The 22,702-nt window shown below is 62.3% G+C and carries 20 protein-coding genes; 16 read left to right on the forward strand and 4 right to left on the reverse strand.

Annotation, left to right across the window (positions count from 1 at the left end; translation table 11 throughout):
• Positions 1–28: 28 nt before the first annotated feature.
• A complete protein-coding gene (locus CS1BSM3_RS24595) occupies positions 29–1,759 on the reverse strand; it encodes an FMN-binding glutamate synthase family protein (RefSeq protein ID WP_083528867.1) in 1,731 nt (576 codons plus the stop codon).
• Positions 1,760–1,890: 131 nt separating this feature from the next.
• Positions 1,891–2,448: a spermidine N1-acetyltransferase gene (gene speG, locus CS1BSM3_RS24600; protein ID WP_072392234.1), complete on the reverse strand. Its 558-nt coding sequence runs from the start codon at positions 2,446–2,448 to the stop codon at positions 1,891–1,893.
• A 450-nt stretch (positions 2,449–2,898) separates the two neighbouring features.
• On the opposite strand from speG, the gene CS1BSM3_RS24605 reads away from it, so the two are divergent.
• The 3 genes from CS1BSM3_RS24605 to CS1BSM3_RS24615 all read left to right on the forward strand — a co-directional run bounded on the left by CS1BSM3_RS24605 (position 2,899) and on the right by CS1BSM3_RS24615 (position 5,444).
• On the forward strand, positions 2,899–4,329 hold the full coding sequence (locus CS1BSM3_RS24605) for an aldehyde dehydrogenase family protein (protein WP_072392237.1): 1,431 nt from the start codon (positions 2,899–2,901) through the stop codon (positions 4,327–4,329).
• Between the two features lie 357 nt (positions 4,330–4,686).
• Positions 4,687–5,037: an STAS domain-containing protein gene (locus tag CS1BSM3_RS24610; RefSeq protein ID WP_083528868.1), complete on the forward strand. Its 351-nt coding sequence runs from the start codon at positions 4,687–4,689 to the stop codon at positions 5,035–5,037.
• The gene (locus CS1BSM3_RS24615) at positions 5,034–5,444 is read left to right on the forward strand and encodes an ATP-binding protein (protein WP_072392240.1); all 411 of its coding nucleotides are present in this window, start codon (positions 5,034–5,036) and stop codon (positions 5,442–5,444) included. Before CS1BSM3_RS24610 ends, CS1BSM3_RS24615 begins: the two co-directional genes overlap by 4 nt.
• A gap of 43 nt (positions 5,445–5,487) precedes the next feature.
• Here the strand turns inward: CS1BSM3_RS24615 and CS1BSM3_RS24620 are convergent, their stop codons facing one another.
• Complete coding sequence (locus tag CS1BSM3_RS24620; protein WP_174263774.1) at positions 5,488–7,545, reverse strand: CHASE2 domain-containing protein; 2,058 nt, start codon at positions 7,543–7,545, stop codon at positions 5,488–5,490.
• Positions 7,546–7,669: 124 nt separating this feature from the next.
• Between CS1BSM3_RS24620 and CS1BSM3_RS24625 the strand changes: the two genes are divergently transcribed.
• From CS1BSM3_RS24625 to mnhG, 10 genes are all read left to right on the forward strand, one after another.
• On the forward strand, positions 7,670–8,473 hold the full coding sequence (locus CS1BSM3_RS24625) for a FecR family protein (protein ID WP_083528870.1): 804 nt from the start codon (positions 7,670–7,672) through the stop codon (positions 8,471–8,473).
• A gap of 138 nt (positions 8,474–8,611) precedes the next feature.
• Positions 8,612–10,417, forward strand: coding sequence for a uracil-xanthine permease family protein (locus CS1BSM3_RS24630; protein WP_072392248.1), 1,806 nt, complete (start codon positions 8,612–8,614; stop codon positions 10,415–10,417).
• Between the two features lie 257 nt (positions 10,418–10,674).
• A complete protein-coding gene (locus CS1BSM3_RS24635; protein ID WP_072392251.1) occupies positions 10,675–11,565 on the forward strand; it encodes a universal stress protein in 891 nt (296 codons plus the stop codon).
• Between the two features lie 22 nt (positions 11,566–11,587).
• Entirely contained in the window at positions 11,588–12,079 is a 492-nt protein-coding gene (locus tag CS1BSM3_RS24640) for a PTS sugar transporter subunit IIA (RefSeq protein WP_083528872.1), read from the forward strand.
• Positions 12,080–12,374: 295 nt separating this feature from the next.
• Positions 12,375–15,293 carry a monovalent cation/H+ antiporter subunit A gene (locus tag CS1BSM3_RS24645; RefSeq protein WP_072392254.1) on the forward strand — a complete coding sequence of 973 codons (2,919 nt, stop codon included), beginning with the start codon at positions 12,375–12,377 and terminating at the stop codon, positions 15,291–15,293.
• Positions 15,293–15,637, forward strand: coding sequence for a Na+/H+ antiporter subunit C (locus CS1BSM3_RS24650; protein WP_072392257.1), 345 nt, complete (start codon positions 15,293–15,295; stop codon positions 15,635–15,637). The genes CS1BSM3_RS24645 and CS1BSM3_RS24650 overlap by 1 nt, the downstream gene beginning before the upstream one ends.
• Positions 15,634–17,268, forward strand: a complete 1,635-nt coding sequence (locus tag CS1BSM3_RS24655) for a monovalent cation/H+ antiporter subunit D (protein ID WP_072392259.1) — start codon at positions 15,634–15,636, stop codon at positions 17,266–17,268. The genes CS1BSM3_RS24650 and CS1BSM3_RS24655 overlap by 4 nt, the downstream gene beginning before the upstream one ends.
• Complete coding sequence (locus tag CS1BSM3_RS24660; RefSeq protein WP_072392262.1) at positions 17,265–17,750, forward strand: Na+/H+ antiporter subunit E; 486 nt, start codon at positions 17,265–17,267, stop codon at positions 17,748–17,750. Before CS1BSM3_RS24655 ends, CS1BSM3_RS24660 begins: the two co-directional genes overlap by 4 nt.
• Positions 17,747–18,028 (forward strand): K+/H+ antiporter subunit F, encoded by a 282-nt coding sequence (locus CS1BSM3_RS24665; protein ID WP_072392265.1) that lies wholly within the window; start codon positions 17,747–17,749, stop codon positions 18,026–18,028. Before CS1BSM3_RS24660 ends, CS1BSM3_RS24665 begins: the two co-directional genes overlap by 4 nt.
• Entirely contained in the window at positions 18,025–18,405 is a 381-nt protein-coding gene (gene mnhG / locus CS1BSM3_RS24670; RefSeq protein ID WP_072392268.1) for a monovalent cation/H(+) antiporter subunit G, read from the forward strand. The genes CS1BSM3_RS24665 and mnhG overlap by 4 nt, the downstream gene beginning before the upstream one ends.
• A gap of 188 nt (positions 18,406–18,593) precedes the next feature.
• Here mnhG and dapA read toward each other — a convergent pair whose 3' ends face one another.
• Positions 18,594–19,493: a 4-hydroxy-tetrahydrodipicolinate synthase gene (gene dapA, locus CS1BSM3_RS24675; protein WP_174263775.1), complete on the reverse strand. Its 900-nt coding sequence runs from the start codon at positions 19,491–19,493 to the stop codon at positions 18,594–18,596.
• 187 nt (positions 19,494–19,680) lie between these two features.
• Between dapA and CS1BSM3_RS24680 the strand changes: the two genes are divergently transcribed.
• Genes CS1BSM3_RS24680 through CS1BSM3_RS24690 form a run of 3 tightly spaced genes read left to right on the forward strand, consistent with a single transcriptional unit; the run spans position 19,681 to position 22,634 of the window.
• Entirely contained in the window at positions 19,681–20,664 is a 984-nt protein-coding gene (locus CS1BSM3_RS24680) for a TRAP transporter substrate-binding protein (RefSeq protein WP_072392274.1), read from the forward strand.
• A gap of 32 nt (positions 20,665–20,696) precedes the next feature.
• Positions 20,697–21,305: a TRAP transporter small permease subunit gene (locus tag CS1BSM3_RS24685; RefSeq protein ID WP_072392276.1), complete on the forward strand. Its 609-nt coding sequence runs from the start codon at positions 20,697–20,699 to the stop codon at positions 21,303–21,305.
• A 30-nt stretch (positions 21,306–21,335) separates the two neighbouring features.
• Positions 21,336–22,634, forward strand: a complete 1,299-nt coding sequence (locus CS1BSM3_RS24690; RefSeq protein WP_072392279.1) for a TRAP transporter large permease — start codon at positions 21,336–21,338, stop codon at positions 22,632–22,634.
• Positions 22,635–22,702 lie beyond the last annotated feature (68 nt).

Consider the following 22,702-nt stretch of genomic DNA (forward strand, 5'->3'; position numbering starts at 1 on the left):
CACCGCTGCACGCGCAATAGAGCAGAGCTCAAGAAGTGCTTTGGCTCGCGGCTGCGCTCACGCGAAGCGCCTCGCCTGCCGGGATTATCGGCGCACGCCAGGAATCTCGCATGGCTTCCCCGGCAGCGGCTGTGTCGATCGGTGCGAAGCTTCCCGCCTGCGCCATGCTCCAGGCGATGCGCATGCGCTCATCCGAGATGCTGCCGGAGAGCAGTTCGCCTGGTGCCAGGACCTTGTAGAGATCGGCGAGCGTAACGATGGAGTCGGCAGCAACACGCCGCATGAAATGGTGCGGACTGAGCTCGCGGGGTGTCTCGAGGCCCGCAGCAGCTACCAACTCGCCCAGGGCTTTGACCGTCTCTCTATGGAAGTTTGCCACCCGGACCGACTTGTCGGACACGACGACGGCGCGCTGACGCGTGCGATCCTGGCTGGTGACGCCGGTCGGACACTCGCCCGTATGGCACTGCTGCGCCTGAATGCAGCCAACGGCGAACATGAAGCCGCGCGCCACGTTGCACCAGTCGGCGCCCAGCGCCATCACGCGCGCCATGTCGAAGCCCGAGATTATCTTGCCCGATGCGCCGATCTTGATGCGATCGCGAAGTCCCGCGCCGATCAGCGTCGAGTGCACGAAAGTGAGGCCGTCGCGCAGCGGCATCCCGAGATGATCCATGAACTCGAGCGGCGCAGCGCCCGTGCCGCCCTCGGTGCCATCGACGACGATGAAGTCCGGCGTGATGCCCGTCTCCAGCATCGCCTTCACGATGGCCATGAATTCCCACGGATGGCCGATGCACAGCTTGAAGCCGGCCGGCTTGCCACCGGACAGGCGCCGCATCTCGGCAATGAAGTGCATCATCTCGATCGGCGTGGAAAATGCTGAATGCTTGGCCGGCGAGATGCAGTCCTCGCCAAGCGGAATGCCGCGAATGCGCGCGATCTCGGCCGTGACCTTGGCAGCCGGCAGCACACCGCCGTGCCCGGGCTTGGCGCCCTGGCTGAGCTTCAGCTCGACCATCTTGATCTGCGGATTGGCCGCGACCTCGGCGAACTTATCGGGCGCGAAGGTGCCGTCCGCATTGCGGCAGCCGAAATAGCCCGAGCCCAGCTCCCAGATGATATCGCCGCCATGCTCGGCGTGATACGGCGTGTAGCCGCCCTCACCGGTGTCATGGGCGAAGCCGCCCATCTTGGCGCCCTTGTTGAGCGAGCGCACGGCGTTGGCCGACAGCGATCCGTAGCTCATTGCCGATATGTTGAGGACCGACGCCAGATAGGGCTGAGTGCAGTCGGCGCCGCCGATTTTGACGCGAAACGGCTCGTGCGCGACCTCTTTGGGTGCAATCGAGTGATGCAGCCACTCGTAGTGCGACTGATAGACGTCGTAGGTCGTGCCGAAAGGACGCTTGTCCAGGGCACCCTTGGCGCGCTGATAGACGATAGCGCGCTTGTCCCGCGGAAACGGCATCCCGTCCTTGTCATCCTCGAAGAAGTACTGGCGCATCTCGGGCCGGATCTTCTCGAAGAGAAAGCGCAGATGCGCGGTGATGGGATAGTTGCGCAGGATGGCGTGGCGCGGCTGGAAGAGATCGCGCAGGCCGACTGCCGAGAAGAAGCCGAAGAAGACGAGCGGCACGGCCAGCAGGTGCAGATTGTGGGGCCAAAGCCAGCTCAGCGCCGCGCTGATGGCGAAACCAATGAGCGCCGTGCTCAGGAGCATGTACCGCAGCTTCAGCGGCACCAGCAGGAGCCACATGAGTCCCCTCCCCCACTTTATGGAATGCAGCCGTGATTGCCAGCCGGCGGCATTGACACAATTGCCGGGTCTCATACAGCGCAGAGCGTATCAAATTTGTGAACGACCGTGCCGTAGGCCGGGGACGGCCATCACTGGGCCGTGGGCGTGACCATGCTCTCGGACTTTGGCCGCGAGTCGAGATAGCCCTGCTGAAATAGGCACATACGCGTGACGTCTCGGTATTGCCCGTTGATGAAGAACTCCTGCCGCAGCACGCCTTCGACCTGAAAACCGAGCGTCTCGTAGATTTGGATGGCCTTCTTATTGTCCTTGTCGACCACGAGATAGACTTTGTGAAGGTTCAGCACGCCGAAGCCATAGTCCATCGCCAATCTCGCCGCGCGCTTTGCGAGGCCCCTGCCCTGATGGTCGGGGGCAATGACGATTTGGAACTCCGCGCGCCGATGGACATGATCGATCTCGACGAGCTCGACGAGGCCCGCATTCTTCCCATCGCAGACCACCACGAAGCGGCGTTCGGTCTGGTCGTGGACATGCTCGTCGTAGAGGGCCGTCAGCTCGACGAAAGTCTCGTAGGGCTCTTCGAACCAATAGCGCATCACGCTGGCGTTATTGTCCAGCTGATGCACGAAATTCAGATCCTCGCGCTCGAGCGGGCGCAAGACGACTTTTTGTTCTGACGCCATGAGCGTTTCCTATGATGTGATCGTGATCCTGCAATGACGCGCAGCGCGGGCCGATCGTCGACATCCGAAGAATCCGCAAGGCCGCGATCGATTTCATGGATCAAGCGTTTGTCCAGCCCGAGTTCGGGAAAGGACCGCTCAGCCTCGCCTGCAACCATGGCCTGAGACAGTATCGGCCTCTGAGTTGCAATCCAGCCGTGCTTGGCTAGCCGGGGCGCAGCGTAGGCCAGAGCCGGGGCTCACGGCAAGTGCGCTTCCGATAGCACAACGGCAGATGGCTCAAATGCATCCGCGCGGGGCATGGGCAGCCCGGCGCGTTGGCGGAGAAGATGGACGGTTGCTATATTCGGCGTAATATAGCGGTCGGTCCTGGGCGGGGTGGGGCCCCTCAAGGAATGCTGCCACTGGTCGCCCAAACTCAACTCACATAGCAGACGGAGGAAAGTATCAATGCAACACGTACGCCAGCACTATGTGAACGGCGCCTGGGTCGACCCTCTCCAGCCGAAACTGCTCGATGTGGTCGATCCCTCGACCGAGCAGGCGTTCACCCAGATTGCGGTCGGCGGCCCCGCCGATGTGGATCGCGCCGTTGCTGCCGCGCGTGCGGCCTTCCCGTCTTTTGCCACCACCACGCGCAAGCAGCGTCTCGATCTCCTGCGCGCCATTCTCGATGCCTACAGCAAGCGTCGCGATGAGCTGGCGGGCGTGCTGTCCCAGGAAATGGGAGCCCCCCGCAAGTTCGCCTTCGAGCGCCAGACCATGACAGGCGTCAATCATCTCCTGCGGATGATCCAGGTCCTGGAAGAATACAAGTTCGAGGAGCTGCAAGGCACGACGCTCATCGCCCGCGAGCCCGTCGGCGTCGTCGGCTTCATCACGCCCTGGAACTGGCCGATCAACCAGATCGTCTGCAAGGTCGCGCCGGCCATCGCCGCCGGTTGCACCATGATTCTGAAGCCGAGCGAGGTGGCGCCGCTCAATGCCGTCATCTGGTCCGAGGTGATGCATGAGGCCCGCGTTCCCGCAGGCGTCTATAACATGCTGCAAGGCGAGGGTGGCGTCGTCGGCGCTGCCATGTCGGCACACCCCGATATCGACATGATGTCGTTCACGGGCTCGACGCGCGCGGGCATCCTGGTGGCCCAGGCTGCAGCAACCACCGTCAAGCGCGTTGCGCAGGAGCTTGGCGGCAAATCCGCGAACATTCTTCTGCCCGACGTCGACTTCAATACGGCGGTGACGAAGGGCGTGCTCGGCATGATGGGTAACAGCGGGCAGTCGTGCAATGCGCCGACCCGCATGTTCGTCCCCGCCGATCGGCACGAAGAGGTGAAGGCGATCGCCAAGGCGGCGGCCGAAACCGTCATCGTCGGGCCTGTGAGCGACGAGCGCACCACTATCGGTCCCGTCGTCAACGAGACCCAGTTCAACAAGATCCAGCGTCTGATCGAGGCTGGCATCAAGGAAGGCGCGGAGCTCGTGACTGGCGGCCCGGGCCGCCCCGAGAACTGCAACCGCGGCTACTTCGTGCGGCCGACCGTCTTCGCGAACGTGCGCAACGACATGACGATCGCCCGCGAGGAGATCTTCGGACCGGTGTTGTCGATCCTGCCCTACAAAGACGAGGCGGAAGCCGTCAAGCTGGCGAACGACACGGTCTACGGTCTTGCTGCCTACGTGCAGTCCTCGAATATCGATCATGCGCGCAAGGTCGCCGCGCAGATGCGCGCCGGCAACGTCCACTTGAACTATCCCATGCAGGACACTGCGGCACCGTTCGGCGGCTACAAGCAGTCGGGCAATGGCCGCGAGTACGGCAAGTGGGCGCTCGACGAGTTCTGCGAGATCAAGGCCGTCATTGGCTATCAGGCCGCCTGATCCGACTGACGATCAGTACACCGATGCGGCTTGCTTGCGGGCCGCATCGGGTTCGTCTGCCGAGCTCGACAGAATGCGCCGCGTGCCAATGTCCGAGTAGAAGCCGCGGGGCTCCGAGAATTTCCGTCAGCCTGCAGAGCAGAACAGCCTTCGAGCGGCAGAGCGAAGACCTCCCCTTGTAAAATTCGCCGAAGTCTGGCTCCTTCCACACTTGGGCGTTCGGTCCGGCCCGAAACGCTCTTCGACGGCTCTGGTTTTTCGAGCCCTGGGGAACACGAGCGGCTATGACTGTCGTCAGTGACATAAGACCGTCGCGAATCTCGGCGACACTACACGGTTAGGCCGCATCGAGATCACATGGGGATGGATATGCGTTTGGAACAGACGTCACTGCCGGACAATATTTTGCTGGTGAAGCTTATAGGGCCGCTCGACATCGCAGGTGCCGGCGAAGTCGACATGCCATTCAGTGTGCTCTCCGGCAAGCACGACAAGGTCATTGTCGATCTCGCGGGCGTAACCTTCCTCGCGTCGATCGGCATACGCGTCCTCGTGAAGGCGGCGCGAGCCGTCAACGGCAGAAAAGGCCGGTTCGTTGTTTTCGGTCCGACAGAGGATGCGCGCAAGGTTTTGCGCTCGACTGGCATCGACACCATGATTCCGGTCGTAGCGGATCAGACAGCCGCAATCAGCGAGTGCGCTAAATGAGCTTGGCGGGTTGGATCCGCCTGTCTCCTACAGCCGCCGAAGTTTCGCGGTTCAATGATTGGTTCGATCGCAGATGTGCCGCTAGCGACATCGAGAAGTCGCTGGCGGCTGATATGAAGCTCTGCATCAATGAAGTTCTGGCGAACTTCATCAGCTACGGCTTCAAGAACACAGCCAATCCATCGATTGTCGTCAATGTATGGCTGCGCCCGGGCCGCGCAGTCGCGCGAATATTCGACAACGGCACCTACTTCGATTTCAGAAAGTGGGAGCGACCTGCCGACCGTGACCTGCCGACGGCCGAGCCAGGCGGGTACGGCATTGCGCTTATAAAGGAGCGCGCCAGCCGGATTTGCTATGGCCGGTTCTGCGGCGTCAACCGGCTCAAAATCATCTGCGAAGCCTGAAGCAGCGGGCTCAAAATTCCCCTCGCCCCGATGACCCGACGCTTCAGCCCCTGAAGCACAATGCGACGCAGGTGATATCGTCGGACTGTTCGGTTCCAGCCGAGAAGCGCGCAACCTCACCCGTGAGCGCTTCGACAATCCCCGCGGCGCTCGTGTGCGGCCGGCGTGCCAAGACATCCAAGATGCGGTCGCTACCGAAGATGCGACCATCCATATCGAAGGCCTCGGTGATCCCGTCCGACAGCAGCAGGATAGCGTCACCGGCCGCGAGATCGCGCGACGCCGTCGGATATTCCGCCACGTCGATGAGACCGATGGCCGGTCCCATGTATCCCAGGCGCTCGAGCGAACCAGAAGCGGTGAGCAGCACGGCGTCGTCGTGACCGCCGCTCGAGAATGTCAGAACGCCGGTCGCGAGATCGAGCACGACGTAGAAGATCGTAACGAACATGCCCTCGGGATTGTCCCGCGCCAGGATAGCGTTCACCTTGGACAGCACCACGCCGGGCTCTTCATGCTCGAAGGCGACCGTGCGCAGGACCGTTCGCGAGACGCTCATGAACAGAGCGGCGGGCACGCCTTTGCCCGAGACATCTCCGACCGCAACCCCGACCTTCGTGTCACCGATCAGGAAGTAGTCGTAGAAGTCTCCCCCGACAGCCCGAGCAGGCTTCATGATCGCGGAGATATCGAACTTGCTGGCGGACGGCCCAGCGAGATCCTCTTTCGGCAGAAAAGTGCGCTGGATCTGAGCTGCGGCTTCCATCTCGCGCGCAATGCGCTGCAGTTCTTTCCGCCCGCGATTGCGCTCGCGTTCGGCCTCGTAATAGAGGTATCCGCTGCCGATGACATAGACGACAGAGCTCGTCATGATCGGATACACAGCATCAAGCAGCACGCCCTGCGAGAACAGCCACAAGCTCCCGAGCGACAATAAGAGAACGCTGGCAAAGCCGACGGCCGCCGAGACGCGGGCACCCCAAAGGTAGGCCAATAGGGCCAGGCCCAGCGACGAGACGACCGCGAGAACGATCTCTATTCCCACTGCGTAGTCAGGCCGGACAAGCAGGCGCCCGGAGAGCAGTTGCTCGAGTGCCTGCGCATTGATCTCGACGCCGGCAATCACCGGGTCCAGGGGCGTGGCGCGGAGATCGAGCAATCCCGGCGCGCTCGTGCCGACCACGGCGATCCGCCCATCGAGACTGCCTTTCGGCACTCTGCCCGCAAGCACATCGCCGGCCGAAATCGAGCGTGCGGGATCATGCCGAGAGAACCAGAGCCACACCTGGCCGTCCCGATCCGTCGGAACGATGGTCTTGCCGATAGCGACCGTGGTGATCCCGCGATCTCCCACGAACCCGCCGTCGCCGGCTGAGCGGACGCCCAATGTTTTTGTGCCATTGAAGACGCGAAACGCGTCCGCGACGAGAGAGGGATAGAGTTGCCCGGATATGCCGACGACGAGCGGAATGCGTCGCAGGATCTGGTCGTGATCCGGAAACCAGTTCAAGACGCCAATGCCCGCCGCGCCCTTCTCGAGCACGGCGAGATTGCCGGAGACACCGGCAAAGCTCGGCACCAAGCCGACGACGTTCTCGCCAACGGTTGCGAAGGATGCCTTAGGCCCAGGCGGAGCTTCGCCTACGTGCGATGTGCCGATGACGCCAAGCACCGTCGGATGTGCGGCAATGGCTTTGCTGAAGATATCGTCGGGTGCTTCCTTCTCAGCCAGCGCGCTCAGAAAGGGCGCCAGTTCGGGTGCTTCCCGCAATGCTTTCGGAATGTGATCGAGAGGTCCAGGCGTTGCGCCCGGAAAAACGATATCGAACACCACAACGCGCACGCCTGCAGATGCGAGGCGCTCCGAGAGCTGAGCGAGAAGTTCCCGGCGCCAAGGCCAAGGCCCGAACTCCTTCATCGATCGCTCGTCGATATCGATGACGCGAACCGGATAGCTCGGGTCGATCGCACGCGGCAGGGTTTGTTGAAGAATGTCGAAGCCGAGGAGCCGCAGGCGCGTCATGAAGCCCGGATCGGCTTGCCGCACTGCAGCACACGCCGCTATGGCCGCTACGATGATCAACCAGTAAGTGGCGCTCACGCTCAGTCGGCGCGCGCCGGGTCGTCCTCCATGTAGCATGCGTTCAGGACACCCGTAGAAAAGCCCCAGCCTGCATGGTACATCTTCCGCTTCTGTTCGGGAACTCGGCTTCGGATCATCCTTTATGGACTGTATTGGTAGGCCCGGCGCGTGCGGTCATGCGCGGCGCATCATACTCACGGCTGTACTCTCGGGAATATTTGGGTCGGCGGCATTGGCGCAGACGCCTGCGCAAGAGGTTGGCACCGCGATCGTCATCAAGCGGCAGGTCCTGGCAACGCTCGGCGATGACAAGCGCGACCTGCGCGAAGGGGGCCGAGTTCATCGGAACGAGCTTCTGGAGACGGGCGACCAGGCCCAGGCCGAGCTCAGGCTGGACGACCAGACGAAGCTTGCCCTCGGGCCGAATGCCGGCTTGAAGCTCGACGAGTTCGTCATTGGCAAATCGGGTGGCGTGACGACGATCGGCGTCAATTTCGTCAAGGGCACGTTCCGGTTCATCACCGGCTCCCAGAAGAAGGATGCCTACAAAATCCAGACCCCTTCCGCGACCATCGGCGTGCGGGGGACGGTCTTCGACGTATATGTGGACGGGAGCGGGGATACGCTCGTCCTCCTGCATCATGGTGCGGTCGATATCTGCACCAGGAACAGCACGTGCCGGCGGCACAATTCAGTAGGGCGCATCATCCACGCCACGATGGCGGGCGCTCTCTCCAATCCGATAAAGTTCTCGCAAGGCTTGATCCCCGGTGTTCTAGGGGTCGGCGCTGCATTCCCCTTCGTTGGAAAAGCACTGCGCATCGACCCCGTGAGAAGGCTGAGAACCTCAGCCATCGTCGAGCGCCCCATCAGCAAAACCGGCAAGGCCGTGACCAAAGGCACACGCGATATCGGTCGCACGTTCCGCAAGGTCATACCCTTCTGACGCAATGCAGAATGCGGGCTTGGGTCGCGCTTCGCGACCACCTCCGATTTCACCAAATAGGTTGGACAAAAAACATTCAAGAGGCGCCCGGCGGTCTTCGCACTCCGGGCGCTTCAACAGTGAAGTGGGGAGGAAGTGGTGGAGCAGGGGGCGAAAGCTTCGCAGGCGCGGCTCGTACGCCGGGCAGGCGAAGTCTGGTCACATCTGAAGTCACGCGCGCGTGTCGGCAAACCGGAGCCGGCCTCTGAGGCTGACGCCAGGAAGCCGGCGGCCTTGGTCTATGGTGTCGAGGAACGGCCGCCGACGCAGGTCATCTGGCTCAGTGCGCTGCAGCAAGTGGCCATATCGTCCATCTACATGATCTATCCCCTGATCCTGGCGCATCAGGCCGGGCTCGGCACGCACCAGATCATCAACCTCCTGCAGCTCGGCTGCATTGCATTGGGCATAGCCGCTCTGCTGCAAGCGCTCCCGCGCGGTCCCGTCGGCAGCCGGCTCCTGGCACCCTCGTCTTTCACGGGCATCTACTTCGCCTCGTCTCTGGTCGCCGTCAAAGCCGGTGGCATGCCCCTGGTGTGGGGCATGACGATTTTCGCAGGGATCATGGAGATTGCCTTCTCGCTTGTGTGGAAGCGGCTGCGCGCACTCGTTCCACCCGAAACGGCCGGGCTCGTCGTCTTCTTCATCGGCAGCATCATAGCTCTTGCTGCGTGTCGGATGCTCGCAGACGGGCCGGCTGGCGGCGCCACTTCGGCAGAGTGGATTATCACCGGGATCATCGTCGCATTGATGGTGACCATCAATGTTTGGAGCAGGAGTGGCGTAGCCATCTACTGCGTCGTGATAGGCATGGTCGCCGGTTATCTTGCTTCGCTCTGGTCCGGCCTGATCACGCGCGCACACCTGCAACCCCTCCTCGAGCTTCCTTTGATGTCGGTGCCGAACGTTTCCGGAATCTCCTGGGCATTCGAGTGGTCGATGGTGCTGCCATTTGCGATTACGGCACTTGCGGCAGCCATGAGCGCGACCGCAGTGTTGACGGCCGTACAAAGATTGACGGATGCCGACTGGGTTCGCCCGGAAATGTCATCCATTGGCCGGGGTGTCCTCGGCGATGGCATCGCCACGGCATTCTCCGGTCTTCTTGGTGCCTACGGCCTTACCCTTTCCAATGCCAATGCCGGTGTGATGGCCGCGACGGGGGTCGCCAGTCGACGCATCGCCTTCGCGATTGCCGCGATACTGGCGGTGATCGCGTTGCAGCCGCGCCTTCTCGGCATTCTGACGCTCATGCCGAAGCCTGTGATGGCGGCCGCCATGCTCTTCACATCGGCCTTCATCATGATCAGCGGCATTCAGATCATAACGACGCGGGTTCTGGACAGTCGTCGCACGCTGGTTATCGGCATGGGGATTTCCACGTTCTTCGGCGTCACAGTCTATCCATCCGCCTTTTCCGGCGCGCCACATTGGGCGCAGCCCATCGTCACCACTCCCCTGGTGCTGGCGACACTCGTTGCGCTCGCCCTGAATCTCGTATTCAGGATCGGCATCAAGAAGCGCGTGACGATGACGATCGATGCGCAAAGCCCCGCTCTGCGCGATGTCACTGCGTTCATCGAACGGTGCGCGGGCGTATGGGGCGCCAGGCGCGACGTGACCAATCGCGTCGAGTTCGCCGTTCAACAGTCCCTCGAGGCAATAATCGCCTACTGCGACGCCAAAGGCCCGATCAAGATCGAGCTGAGCTTCGATGAATTCGTCATCGGCGCCGACATCACCTATGACGGCAAGTCGATGGAGTTTCCAGCCGAGGCGCCGGGCAAGGAGGAGTTGTTCGAAAGCGAACAGGGCTATCCGCGCCTCGCCGGCTTCTTGATAAGGCAACATACGGACCGACGCCTGCAGATCAAAGGCGGCGTGCGCCTGCTGTTCGATCACTGAGGGCACATCTGCAGTTGCCGGCACCTTTGACCGGTCAGGCTTTCCGCCTTTCGCAAGATCTGTTCGGCGCGAAGCTGTGGCAGCGAATGCGCCGCGGGCGACCGCGTCGCGAGCCCACTTTCGCCGCCATTGACACAAGCGATTGATTTTTAAGCGTTTGGCCAACGCATGATCAGCCGCCATCGGTGGTTGAATTTGCGGGCATGGTAGCTTAGGTGTCGCAGTGGATGTCCGGACAGAAAGGAGCGCCACTCGACATGGCAGGGAGACTGACGGCTGAACGTCCGAGAAGGCTGTTGCTTGCAACGGATCTCAGCGCTCGGTCCGATCGGGCACTCGATCGAGCTACGCAGCTCGCCAATCAGTGGGATGCAGAGCTGATCGTCGTCCATGCCTTGGAAGAGCCGCCGGTGAGCGACGTCGCACCGTCATGGCATCGTCGGGCGGATGTGAGGGCGACGGCGGAGGCGCGGGCACGCCAGGAAATACACGCGACGAACCCGGCTGCTCGCGTGGTGGTCGAGGCGGGGCAGCCTGGAGAAGTCATTCTCCGCACAGCCGAAGCACAGGGCTGCGATCTGATTGTCGTTGGCATTGCGCGAGACGAGCTTCTCGGCCGCGTATTTCTCGGCAGCACGGTCGATTGCCTGCTGCAGCGTGCGCACGCTCCAGTGCTCGTGGTTCGCCGGCGCGCGCGCCAGCCTTACAGCTCGATCGTCGTCGCCACTGATTTCTCCGAGCCCTCCGGTCAAGCACTCGAGACAGCCGCATCGCTGTTTGCGCCGGCGGCGATCAAGCTCTTTCATGCCTATCGCCCGCCGATGTCCGGGCTCGTAAGCGACCCGGCCGCCTATCGCCAGCAGTTCAAGGAAAGCGTCGCGAAGGAGGCGCAAGAATTTCTTGCGATGCGCAACGTCTCAGGGGTGACAGGTGTTTCGCGGGAGATCATGCTCGAGTACGGAGATCCGGATCGCGTGCTGCGCGACTATGTCGAAGAGAAGTCGATTGATCTCGTGGTGGCAGGCACTCATGGGCGAAGCGCCCTCATGGACGTCCTGATCGGCAGCGTTGCCAAGAATCTGGTGACGACATTGCCCTGCGATACACTTCTGGTCCGCTCTGTGGTTGGCTCGGCATCGGGCGCGTGAATACTTCGTCCAGGAGGCGAATATGGCGGAAGCCATAAATCTTGCTAAAATTCTTCGAGATGACGATGTGCTGCTGGAGTCGTCGATCGATTCCAAGGCGGCGCTCCTCGCCGCTGCCGCAGAGCACCTCGGCCGGACCACCGGCATTGCGAGCGAGAGCATACTGAAGGCCCTGGCCGATCGCGAGAAGCTCGGCTCGACGGCAATCAGTCGCGGAATCGCCGTCCCACACGCCGGCATTGATGGTCTCGCTGCGCCGGCCGGGGTCGTCTTCCGGCTCGCTCAGCCGATCGAGTTCGAGGCATCGGACAACAATCCCGTCGATCTCGTGTTCGTCCTGATCTGGCCCAGCGACAAGCGCAGCGGATTGCTTGCGACCTTGGGCGGACTGTGCCGGACGCTGCGCGCAGAAACTCTCCTGCAGGAAATCCGAAAGGCTTCCAACAAGGCCGAGATCCGGCAGGTTCTGGATAAAGCCGCGGCCGAAGCGACACCACGCCCCTCTGAAAGCTAGTGTCCCGGTTCCGAAGCTCGCCCCACCTTGATGCTGACGTCCGGAGCGAACATCGGAATCAAGAGGGACACTAGAAGCAAAATCTTGCTAGTGTGATTCAGATCGAGAAATTCGCTCCATGCCGTGCCGCGAGAGGTGGCGAATTTCTCGATCATCACACTAGCGGAAGGCGTTTGCAGACGCCTCTACCACGACGCTAAGGTGGAAAGCCTGCACAGCAGGGGTGTTGTCGACAGCCTGCTGTGCAGTCCATCGGGGATGCCCGCCATCAAACACGAAAGGTTGCCCGGCGAGAATGTCGACCGACGTCGTTCTACTTACCCTCCTGGTCGTGTTGCCATTCGCCGGCAGCATAGTGGCGGCCTTTCTCCCAACAAACGCCCGAAATGCCGAAGCGTGGCTGGCGGGCGGCGTCGCGCTCGCGATACTGGCGATTGCTGCCTACTTTTTTCGGCCGATCGCGCGGGGCGAGATTCCTCGCGTCGAGTTCGAATGGCTGCCTCAGCTCGGGCTGAATTTCATCCTGCGCCTAGACGGCTTTGCCTGGAGCTTCGTCGGCCTCGTCAGCGCCATCGGCCTCCTCGTCATTCTCTACGCGCGATACTACATGTCGCCGGACGATCCGGTTCCGCGGTTCTTCTCCTTTCTTCTGGGTTTCATGGGCGCCATGCTCGGCATCGTCGTGTCGGGCAATCTGATCCAGATCGTCTTCTTCTGGGAGCTCACGAGCCTCTATTCGTTCCTCCTCATCTCCTACTGGCACCAGAATCAGAGTGCGCGCGATGGCGCGCGTATCACGCTGACCGTGACGGCAGCAGGCGGCCTCTGTCTGCTCGCCGGCATGATGTTCCTCGGCCAGATTGCGGGCAGCTACGACCTCGATGTCGTGCTCCGGTCGGGCGCCAGCGTCACGGCCCATTCGCTCTACCTGCCGACGCTTCTGCTGATCGCCGCCGGCGTCCTGACGAAGAGCGCGCAGTTTCCCTTTCATTTCTGGCTGCCGCGCGCGATGGCCGCTCCGACGCCGGTCTCGGCGTATCTGCATTCGGCGGCCATGGTCAAAGCCGGCGTGTTCCTGCTGGCACGCCTGTGGCCGGCGATGGCCGGGCATGACTACTGGTTCTGGGTTTTCGTGCCGCTCGGCGCTGCGACGCTGCTGATCGGTGCCTTCCTCGCCCTCTTCCAGCAGGATCTCAAGGGGCTGCTTGCCTATTCGACGATCAGCCATCTGGGGCTCATCACGCTGCTGCTCGGTCTCGGCAGTCCGCTGGCAGCGGTGGCGGCCATCTTCCACATCATGAACCATGCGACCTTCAAGGCCTCGCTGTTCATGGCCGCCGGCATCATCGACCATGAAGCCGGAACACGCGACATCCGCCGGCTGGGCGGCCTCTTTCGTGCCATGCCGATCACCGCCGTTCTGGCGATGGTGGCCGCCTCGGCGATGGCGGGCGTACCTCTCCTCAACGGCTTTCTGTCAAAGGAGATGTTTTTTGCCGAGACGGTCGAGTCGCATGTCGCCTCGGCGCTCGATGATGCCCTTCCCTTTATCGCAACGCTCGCCGGCATGTTCAGCGTCGCGTACTCGCTGCGTCTCATCCATCAAGTGTTCTTTGGGCCAGAGGCGACGGATCTGCCGCGCGTCCCCCACGATCCCGTACTCTGGATGCTGCTGCCGATCGCCTTTCTCGTCCTTACCTGCATTCTTGTCGGCATCGTGCCGCAGGCCACGGTCGGCGCTTTTCTCAACATCGCTGTCCGGGCCGTTCTTGGGGATGCGACCCCCTACTACAGTCTCGCGGTGTGGCATGGCTTCACGCCGGCCCTATGGATGAGCTTGCTCGCCCTGGCCGGCGGCACCACTCTCTATGCGGTCATGCTCAGATACCTCTCGGGCGACGTCGAGGGTGCGCCCATCCTCCGCCGACTGAAGGGACAACGCATCTTCGAGCGCGCCATCGCGATCGCGTCATGGCGCGGCGCGAAGTCGCTCGTGCAATCATTGAGCTCGACCCGTCTTCAGCCGCAGCTCGTGCTGCTCCTCTGCGTCACGATCCTCGCGGCGGTCTGGCCGCTGTACAAGGGCGGGATCGACATTCACGTCCCGAAGCTCCATGAGATCGATACGACCTTTCTGCTCGTCTGGATCGTCGGCTGCGTCTGTGCCCTGGGCGCGGCACAGCAGGCGAAATTCCATCGTCTGGCTGCCGTGATCCTGATGGGCGGCGCGGGGCTTTCGACCTGCGTGACATTCGCCTGGGCTTCCGCGCCGGACCTGGCGATGACCCAATTGCTCGTCGAGATCGTCACCACCGTGCTGCTGCTGCTCGGCCTCAGATGGCTCCCAAAACGGCGGGAGGAAACAAGCCGGCCCGCAAACCTATTCATTCGCGCGAGACGCTTCCGCGATCTCGCGATCGCGTTCATCGGCGGCGCTGGTCTTGCGTCGCTGTCCTACGCCGTGATGACGCGACCACAGACCTTTACCATCGCCACCAACTTCCTCGAGAAGGCCTACACCGAAGGAGGAGGGCGCAATGTCGTCAATGTCATTCTCGTCGACTTCAGAGGCTTCGATACGCTCGGCGAGATCGCAGTGCTCGGTATCGTCGCCATCACCGTGTACGCGCTCCTTCGCCGCTTTCGCCCCGCGCGCGACAGCGTTGCAGTGCCTGAGCAGAAGCAATTCCAGGACCACTTTGATGCCGAGCACGATGCATTGAGCAAGGATACCATCTCGGCCCACTATATGATCGTGCCCGGCCTCATCATGCGGCTTCTGTTTCCCGTCGTATCGATGATGGCTGTGTTTCTCTTCATGCGCGGCCATGATCTGCCGGGCGGCGGATTCGTTGCCGGCTTGACATTCGCGATCGCCTTCATTCTCCAATACATCGCCGGCGGTGCGCGGTGGGTCGAAGCGCGCCTGACGGTTCTGCCGGTGCGCTGGATCGGGTTCGGTCTGCTTGCGGCCGGCGGTACGGGCGTCGGCGCGGCCTTCTTCGGCAAGCCGTTCCTTACGTCATCCTTCCAGTACGTGGATATTCCGGTTCTGGGCCGCCTCCCCATGGCGTCCGCGCTTCTGTTCGACCTCGGCGTCTTCGCTCTTGTTCTCGGAGCAACTGTCCTGATGCTCATCGCCCTCGCGCATCAGTCGATCCGTGTCAGCCGCGCAAGCAGCAAAGCCGTCCAACCCGCGGAGGGAGCCGTCTGATGGAGCTCGTTATCTCCATAACCATCGGCGTCCTGGCAGGGTCAGGAATATGGCTCCTTCTGCGTCCGCGGACCTTTCAAGTAATCATCGGACTGTCGCTCCTGTCTTACGCGGTCAATCTCTTCATCTTCGGCATGGGGCGCCTCCGCGTCGGCGCGCCGCCGGTTCTCGACTCGTCGGTGCCCGGCACTCTTGCGCACTACGCAGACCCATTGCCCCAGGCGCTCGTGCTCACCGCCATTGTCATCAGCTTCGCGATGACAGCGCTGTTTCTGGTTGTCCTGCTTGCCGCACGAGGGCTGTCGGGCAGCGATCACGTCGATAGCGTGGAGCGGAGCCAGTGACCTTCGCGGATCAGCTAATCATTGCGCCGATCCTCATTCCGCTCCTCGCCGGCGGGCTGATGCTGCTGCTCGATGGCCGACGCCGAGAGGCTATTGCCGCAATCGGCATTCTCTCCACGCTGGCGCTCCTGGCGGTGGCCATAGTGCTCCTCGTGACGAGCATGGAGGAGGATCCAGCCCGAACGCTCAGGGTCTACCTTCTCGGAAACTGGTCGGCGAGCTTCGGCATTGTTCTGGTCGTCGACCGGCTCGCGGCCCTGATGCTGCTGCTCACAGCAACACTCGGGTGCGCCGCGCTGCTCTTTGCCCTGGCCTCGTGGCATCGCGCGGGCAGCTACTTCCATCCACTCTTCCAGTTCCTGCTCATGGGATTGAACGGCGCCTTCCTGACCGGCGACTTGTTCAATCTCTTCGTCTTCTTCGAGGTCCTGCTCGCGGCATCGTACGGGTTGGCTCTGCACGGCTCGGGGCGCGCACGCGTCAGTGCAAGCCTCCACTACATCGTGATCAATCTCGCAGCGTCGACGCTCATTCTCATCGGCGTCAGCCTGATCTATGGCACAGCCGGCACGCTCAACATGGCCGCACTAGGCGAGCGCATCCCGGTTCTCGATCCCTCGGAGCGGCGCCTGTTCGATATCGGGACCTCCATCCTCGGGATCGCCTTCCTCGTGAAGGCTGCAGCCTGGCCCCTCGGCTTCTGGCTGCCGACGCTCTATGCGGCCGCGAGTGCGCCGGTGGCGGCGCTCTTCGCAATCATGACCAAGGTCGGCTTCTACGTCATTCTCCGGCTGGGATCGATCACGACCGAAGCCTCCGGCGGAGAGACGATGCTCTTTGCCGAAGGCTGGCTGTTCACGATCGGCATCGCGACCATGTGCTTTGCTGCAATCGGCATGCTCTCGTCGCAGGATATGGGCCGTCTCGCCGGCTACAACGTGCTCGTCTCCTCCGGGACGATGCTGGCCGCCATCGGTTTAGGCGGCACAGGCATGACGAGTGCGGCGCTGTTCTATCTTGTGAGCTCCACGCTGACGGTCGCTGCCTTCTTCCTGCTGGTCGAGCTCGTTGAGCGCGGCCGGACCCCCGCCGACGACGTCCTGGCCGTGACGCTGGAGGCCTATGGTGCGGAGGAGGAAGAAGTCGACGAGGAGAACGAGGTCGGCATCGCCATTCCCGCGATCATGGCCGTGCTCGGCGTCGCGTTTCTCGCTTGCGCGCTGCTGCTCGCCGGCCTGCCGCCGCTTTCGGGCTTCATCGCGAAATTCGCCCTTATCAGCAATCTCCTCGAGCAGCATTGGCTTGGCGGCGGCGGCATTGTCTCCGTGCAGGGCTGGATACTGCTCTTCGTGATACTGATCTCCGGCCTCGCGACGGTTGTCGCCGTGACGCGTGCCGGAATGCGGTCGTTTTGGACATTCACCGAGCGCGAGCTGCCGACTATCCGCGGCGTGGAGCTCGGCGCCGTTGCCCTGCTCCTCTTTCTTTGTGTCGCCCTCACGGTGCAGGCTGGTCCTGTCATGCGGTTCATGCAGGTGACTGCCCATGGACTGGAGCTCGGGCGCCCCTACATCGGTGCCGTGCAGTCGCAGCCGGGAAATGGGCTTAGGCAAAAGGAGCGCACGCCATGAGGCGGTGGCTGCCATTTCCCGTCATCTCCGCCATGCTGCTGGGCACTTGGCTGCTGCTCAACGAGAGCCTCTCCACTGGGCAGCTCCTGCTCGGCGGCATCCTTGCGGTCGCCGGGTCATGGATCCTCGTGCGCCTGGAAGCCCCATCGCTGCTCTTCAGGCGGCTTCGGGTCATTCTCCGACTGGGCCTCGAGGTCATCGTGGATATGGCGCGCTCGAATTACCGCGTCGCGCGCTTGATCATTAGGGACAAGCCCGATCGGACGCCCGGCTTCGTCCGGATTCAATTGAAGGTGCGCTCTCATTACAGCCTGGCCCTTCTTGCGTGCATCGTAACCGCGACGCCGGGAACGAGCTGGGTGGCCTATGAGCCGGCCAACAATGTGCTGATCATCCATGTCCTCGACCTCGTCGATGACGATGACTGGGGCGAGATCATCAGGGTCCGCTACGAGGGCCTGTTGAAGGAGATCTTCGAATGAGCGGGCAGATTCTGGCCACCGCATTGACGATATCCAAGATCTTTCTCACGCTGGCAATGGCGGCCGCGGCCTCCCGCATCCTGCGAGGACCACGAGCACAAGATCGTGTGATTGGCATGGACACGCTCTACGTCAATGCCATGCTCCTGCTGCTGGTATTCGGCATCGGCTCGGGGACGACGCTCTATTTCGAAGTGGCGCTGGCCATCGGTCTGCTGGGCTTCGTTGCGACCGTGGCCATGGCAAAGTTCCTCATGCGCGGCGAGGTCATCGAATGAGCACGATCGAGAACCTGCCGCTGTGGGCCGCCATTCTGATTTCGGCACTGCTCGTCATAGGGTCGAGCCTGGCCCTGATCGGCTCGATTGGCTTGCTGCGCTTCAAGACCTTTTATGAGCGCGTCCATGCCCCGACGCTCGGGACGACAATGGGATTGTTCACAATCTTGGCCGCGTCGATGCTTTACTTCTCGCTCGCCCAGACGCGTCCAGTGGTCCACGAGATCCTGATCGGCATCTTCGTCACGACAACCACGCCCATAACGTTCATGTTTCTGGTCCAGGCGACCCTGTATCGCGATCGCTTCGAAGGAGGCGATCCGCTGGCCGGCCTCAGCGAGGAGCAGCCGCAAGTCAAAACGCCCAATGATCCGTAAAACGCCGACAAGCAGCGGAGAACGGCTAAAGCAAAGGGCTTGACCTCGAGTTCGATCCGAGCCGTGGGTCGCATTCGAGGTCCGACGCTTTAGGCCATTGCCCGCTGAAGCTTGCTAAGGCGGCGAGGCCGTCTCAGATCGCGCGCTCAACTGCGGGGCGCAATCCGAAACGGCCGTGCCGCTTGTTCTCAAGTGAACGAGAATGCCGCGATCTTCTTCAGTGCGGCCTCCGCGCGCTTCAAGTTCTCGGCATTGCCACGCTGCAGCGGCGAGCGGCCAACGCCTGCAGGCTGGCCGATCAGCTCCATGGCATCCTTCAGCGGGCTCGGGTGGTTGGCGGTGTAGAGCGCCTCGATCAGCGGCAGGATCGTGTAATGCGCCTTGCGCGCCAGCGCGACATTGCCATTCACGGCTGCCTCGAACAGCCCACGGTGGAAGGCCGGAACGAGATTCGCCGTCGTGAAAATGCCGCCGGGGCAGCCCAGCAGAAACGAAGGCAGACCCAGATCGTCGTCGCCCGACATGATCGCAATCCGATCGCCGACAGCGCTGATCTTGGAGGAGATCACGGCCAGATCCCGCTCGCATTCCTTGAGCGCAACGATGTTGGGGATCGTGGCGAGCTTCTCCAGGATCGCGACATCTAGCGTTACGCCGGTCCGGCCCGCGTTGTTGTAGGCGACGATGGGAATGGAGGCGGTGTCGGCCACGCGCGCGTAGTGCTCCTGAATGCCGGCGGCACTCGGCTTGATGTAGTAGGCCGGAAGAACCAGTGCGGCACTGGCGCCTGCGCTGGCCGCGTGGCGCACGGTCTCTTGCACTTCCTTCGTTCCAGGCGCCAGCGCTCCGACGATGATCGGAATGCGGTTGGCCGTCTGATCGATGGCGACTTCGACAGCGCGGCGACGCTCCGCCGGCGTGAGACTGACGAACTCGCCGCTGCCGCCGATGACAAGCAGGCCTGCAGCGCCTTCGGCGATTTGGAAGTCGATCAGCCTGCGAAAGGCCCGCTCATCGAAATCATCCGCCGCAGTGAAGGGCGTGACAATGGCCGTGTAGATCCCACGCGGCGTGAATTCCTTTGGCATGCTGTCTCTCGACTCCGGTTCCGGTTTGAAGATCGGCATCGCCGCCGGCGACAAAAGTGGCCGCGCAGTTTCCATGCGCAAGGTGACTTATCTTTCGTCATTCCCTGACGCATCGCGCGTCGTTCGCCTCTTGCGATGCTCAATGTATTATATATAATATGTCGAATGCGCGTCAACGGAGGCGGATATGGACAGACGGACACTCATTATCGCTGGGGCAGTTCTCATGCTGGGCGGCATACCGGCCCATGCTGGACAGACTTGGGACATGGCTGTCGCCTATCCGCCCGGCAACTATCACGCCAAGAGCGCCGAGCGCTTCGCGACCGAGGTCGCCGCTGCCACCAAGGGCGAAGTGACCATCAAGGTGCAGGCCGGAGGGGCGCTCGGGTTCAAGGGACCGGAGATGCTTGCTGCCGTCCGCGATGGACTGGTGCCTGTCGGCACCATGCTCCTCAATCAGCAAGTCGGCGTAGAGCCGCTGCTCGGCATTGCATCGCTGCCCTATCTCGTCTCCAGCCCTTCGGAGATGCGCACCATCACGGATCTAGCCCGCCCGGCGTATGATCGCATCGCTCAGAAGCACAATCAGAAGATCCTCTACATGGTGCCCTGGCCGGGCCAGAACATCTTCGCCAAGACAGAGGTGAAGGCGCCGGAGGGCTTCCGCAGCTTGAAGATCCGCACGGTCGACCGCAACGGCAGCGACTTCTTCCGCGAGCTCGGCGCGTCGCCCGCTCAGATGCCGTGGGGTGAGGTCGTGCCCGCGCTCGCGACCGGCGTCATCAACAGCGTCACGACGTCGAGCTCTTCGGGCGTCGACGGCCAATTCTGGGACTTCACCAGCTTCTGCCACCTGGTGAACTGGCAGTCGAACTTCGACATGGTGACGGTCAATCTCGCCGCCTGGAAGAAGCTGACGCCGGATCAGCAGAAGGCAATCGAGGATGTCGCGAAGCGGCTCGAGCCTGAATTCTGGAAGGCCGCGGAGCAGGAAGATGCCGACAAGCTGAAGCTCTTGTCCGACAAGGGCGTGAAGATGGTGCAGTCTAACGATACCCTGCGCACCTTCATGATCGCCAAGGCAACGCCGAAGTGGGATGCATTCATCGCCCAGGTTCCAGCCGCGAAAGAGATCATCGAGAAGTATCGCGCCGCGGTCAAGAAGTGAGCGTGCACGGCAGGCGGCAGGAGGCATCGGACATGCGTCAGGAGCAGGCTGGAGAACGCGTCGAGTCTGACGGCGGGCCCCGGCGCAGTCCTCTCGCCCTCGCGCTGGACGCCATCGACGCTTTGACGCGACTTGATGGCTGGCTCGGCGCCCTGTGCCTTGCCTCGTTGACTGCATTCATGATCGCTGGAATGGCGACGCGGATCCTGTCGACATTCGTGCCATGGTTGCCGCCTGATCTCCCGATCGCATGGGAATACAGCTCGTACCTGATGGCCGCCACATTCACTTTCGGGGCAGCCATGACGCTGCGCAGTGGCGGCCATATTCGCGTGCGCATTCTTCTGTCGCGGCTGTCGCCGGGCGCGCGGCGCGCGGTGGAAGTGCTGGTTTCTCTGATCGCCGTAGCGTTTTGCGCTTTCTTCACCTGGGCGCTTCTGCATTTCACGCTGACGTCCTACGCCCTCGACGAACGCTCCATCGCCAGCGACACGCCCGTGTGGATTCCGCAAGCGGTGGTCACATTCGGCGTGTTGCTCATGAGCCTGCAATTCCTGGCTCGAGCTGTGCGCGCCCTCGCCAACCTGCCGCTCGAGGCACCTGCCTTCGAGAGCAAGGACGAGACCATTCGCGGGTCGTGACGCGTCGCTTCACTTCGCTAAGGAGACTTCATGCTGCCTGTTGTCGGCTCGCTGTTCGCAATTCTCTTCGGCTCGCTTGCCATCGGCGTTTGGGTCGGACTGGCGCTGGCGTTGACCGGCACCCTTCTCCTCTTCATCTTCCGCGACCTGCCCGTTGACAAGCTGGTGGCGCAGTACACCTGGAACATCCTGACGACGCAGGAACTGCTTGCACTGCCGCTCTTCATCCTGATGGGCGAGGTGCTGTTCCGAACGCGCCTGTCGCGCTCTCTGTTCAATGGCCTCGCACCATGGGCGGGCTTGCTGCCGGGGCGGCTGCTGCACGTCAACGTTATCGGGTGCTCGATCTTCGCGGCGATCTCGGGATCCTCCGCCGCCACGACGCAGGTCGTCGGCCGCGTAGCGCTCACGGAGCTGCTCAAGCGCGGCTATGACAAGAGAATTGCCATCGGCAGCCTCGCCGGTGCGGGCACGCTGGGATTCCTGATCCCGCCGTCGAGCATCATGATCGTGTATGGCGTGCTCGCGCAGGTTTCCATCCTCAAGCTGTTCGCGGCCGGCATCATTCCCGGTCTGCTGCTGGCGGCCTGCTTCATGATCTGGGTGATGATCCACTCGACGATCCGCAAGGACTTCATACCGGAGGCCGAGCGCGCGTTGGGCGACGTCACATGGCGCGAGCGCTTTCTGGCGCTCAAGGATCTGGCCCCGGCGTGCCTGCTGATCCTGTGCGTGCTCGGCACGATGTACGGCGGCCTTGCCACACCGTCCGAAGCGGCCGCGATCGGTGTTGTAGGCGCTCTCGCAATCTCGGCCCTGCAGGGCGAGCTTACGCGCGACGCACTCCACAAGATCGCCATCGGAGCCGTGCTCACGTGCGCCATGATCGCCCTGATCGTGTTGGGCGCATCCATCCTCGGCAGTGCCGCCGCATTCCTCGGGATCCCGCGCGCGATCGCCAATTTCGTTCAATCGCTGAACCTTTCCCCCTTCGCGCTCATCCTCGTTCTGGTCGTCTTCTACCTGGTGCTCGGCTGCTTCCTCGAAGGCTTTTCCATGATCGTGATGACGCTGCCGGTGGCGTTGCCGATCGTGACGGCGGCCGGCTTCGATCCGATCTGGTTCGGCATTTTTATCGTGCTCGTGGTGGAGATGGCCCAGATCCATCCCCCGGTCGGCTTCAACCTGTTCGTGATCCAGGGGCTGACGGACGAAAGCCTCGGGTTCATAACCCTGGCCACGTTCCCCTATCTTGTGATCATGATCCTGTTCACGCTTGCCATGGCACTATTCCCGGACGTAGTTCTCTGGCTGCCGAGGAATTTGTAGGATGATGCGTGTGTGGTGCCGGGCGGACCTGGCCAAGAGGACTTTTCCGTAACGGACAGGCTCTACGC

Origin of the sequence: Hyphomicrobium sp. CS1BSMeth3, from assembly GCF_900117415.1 — a bacterium.
In the GTDB taxonomy this organism is placed as follows: domain Bacteria; phylum Pseudomonadota; class Alphaproteobacteria; order Rhizobiales; family Hyphomicrobiaceae.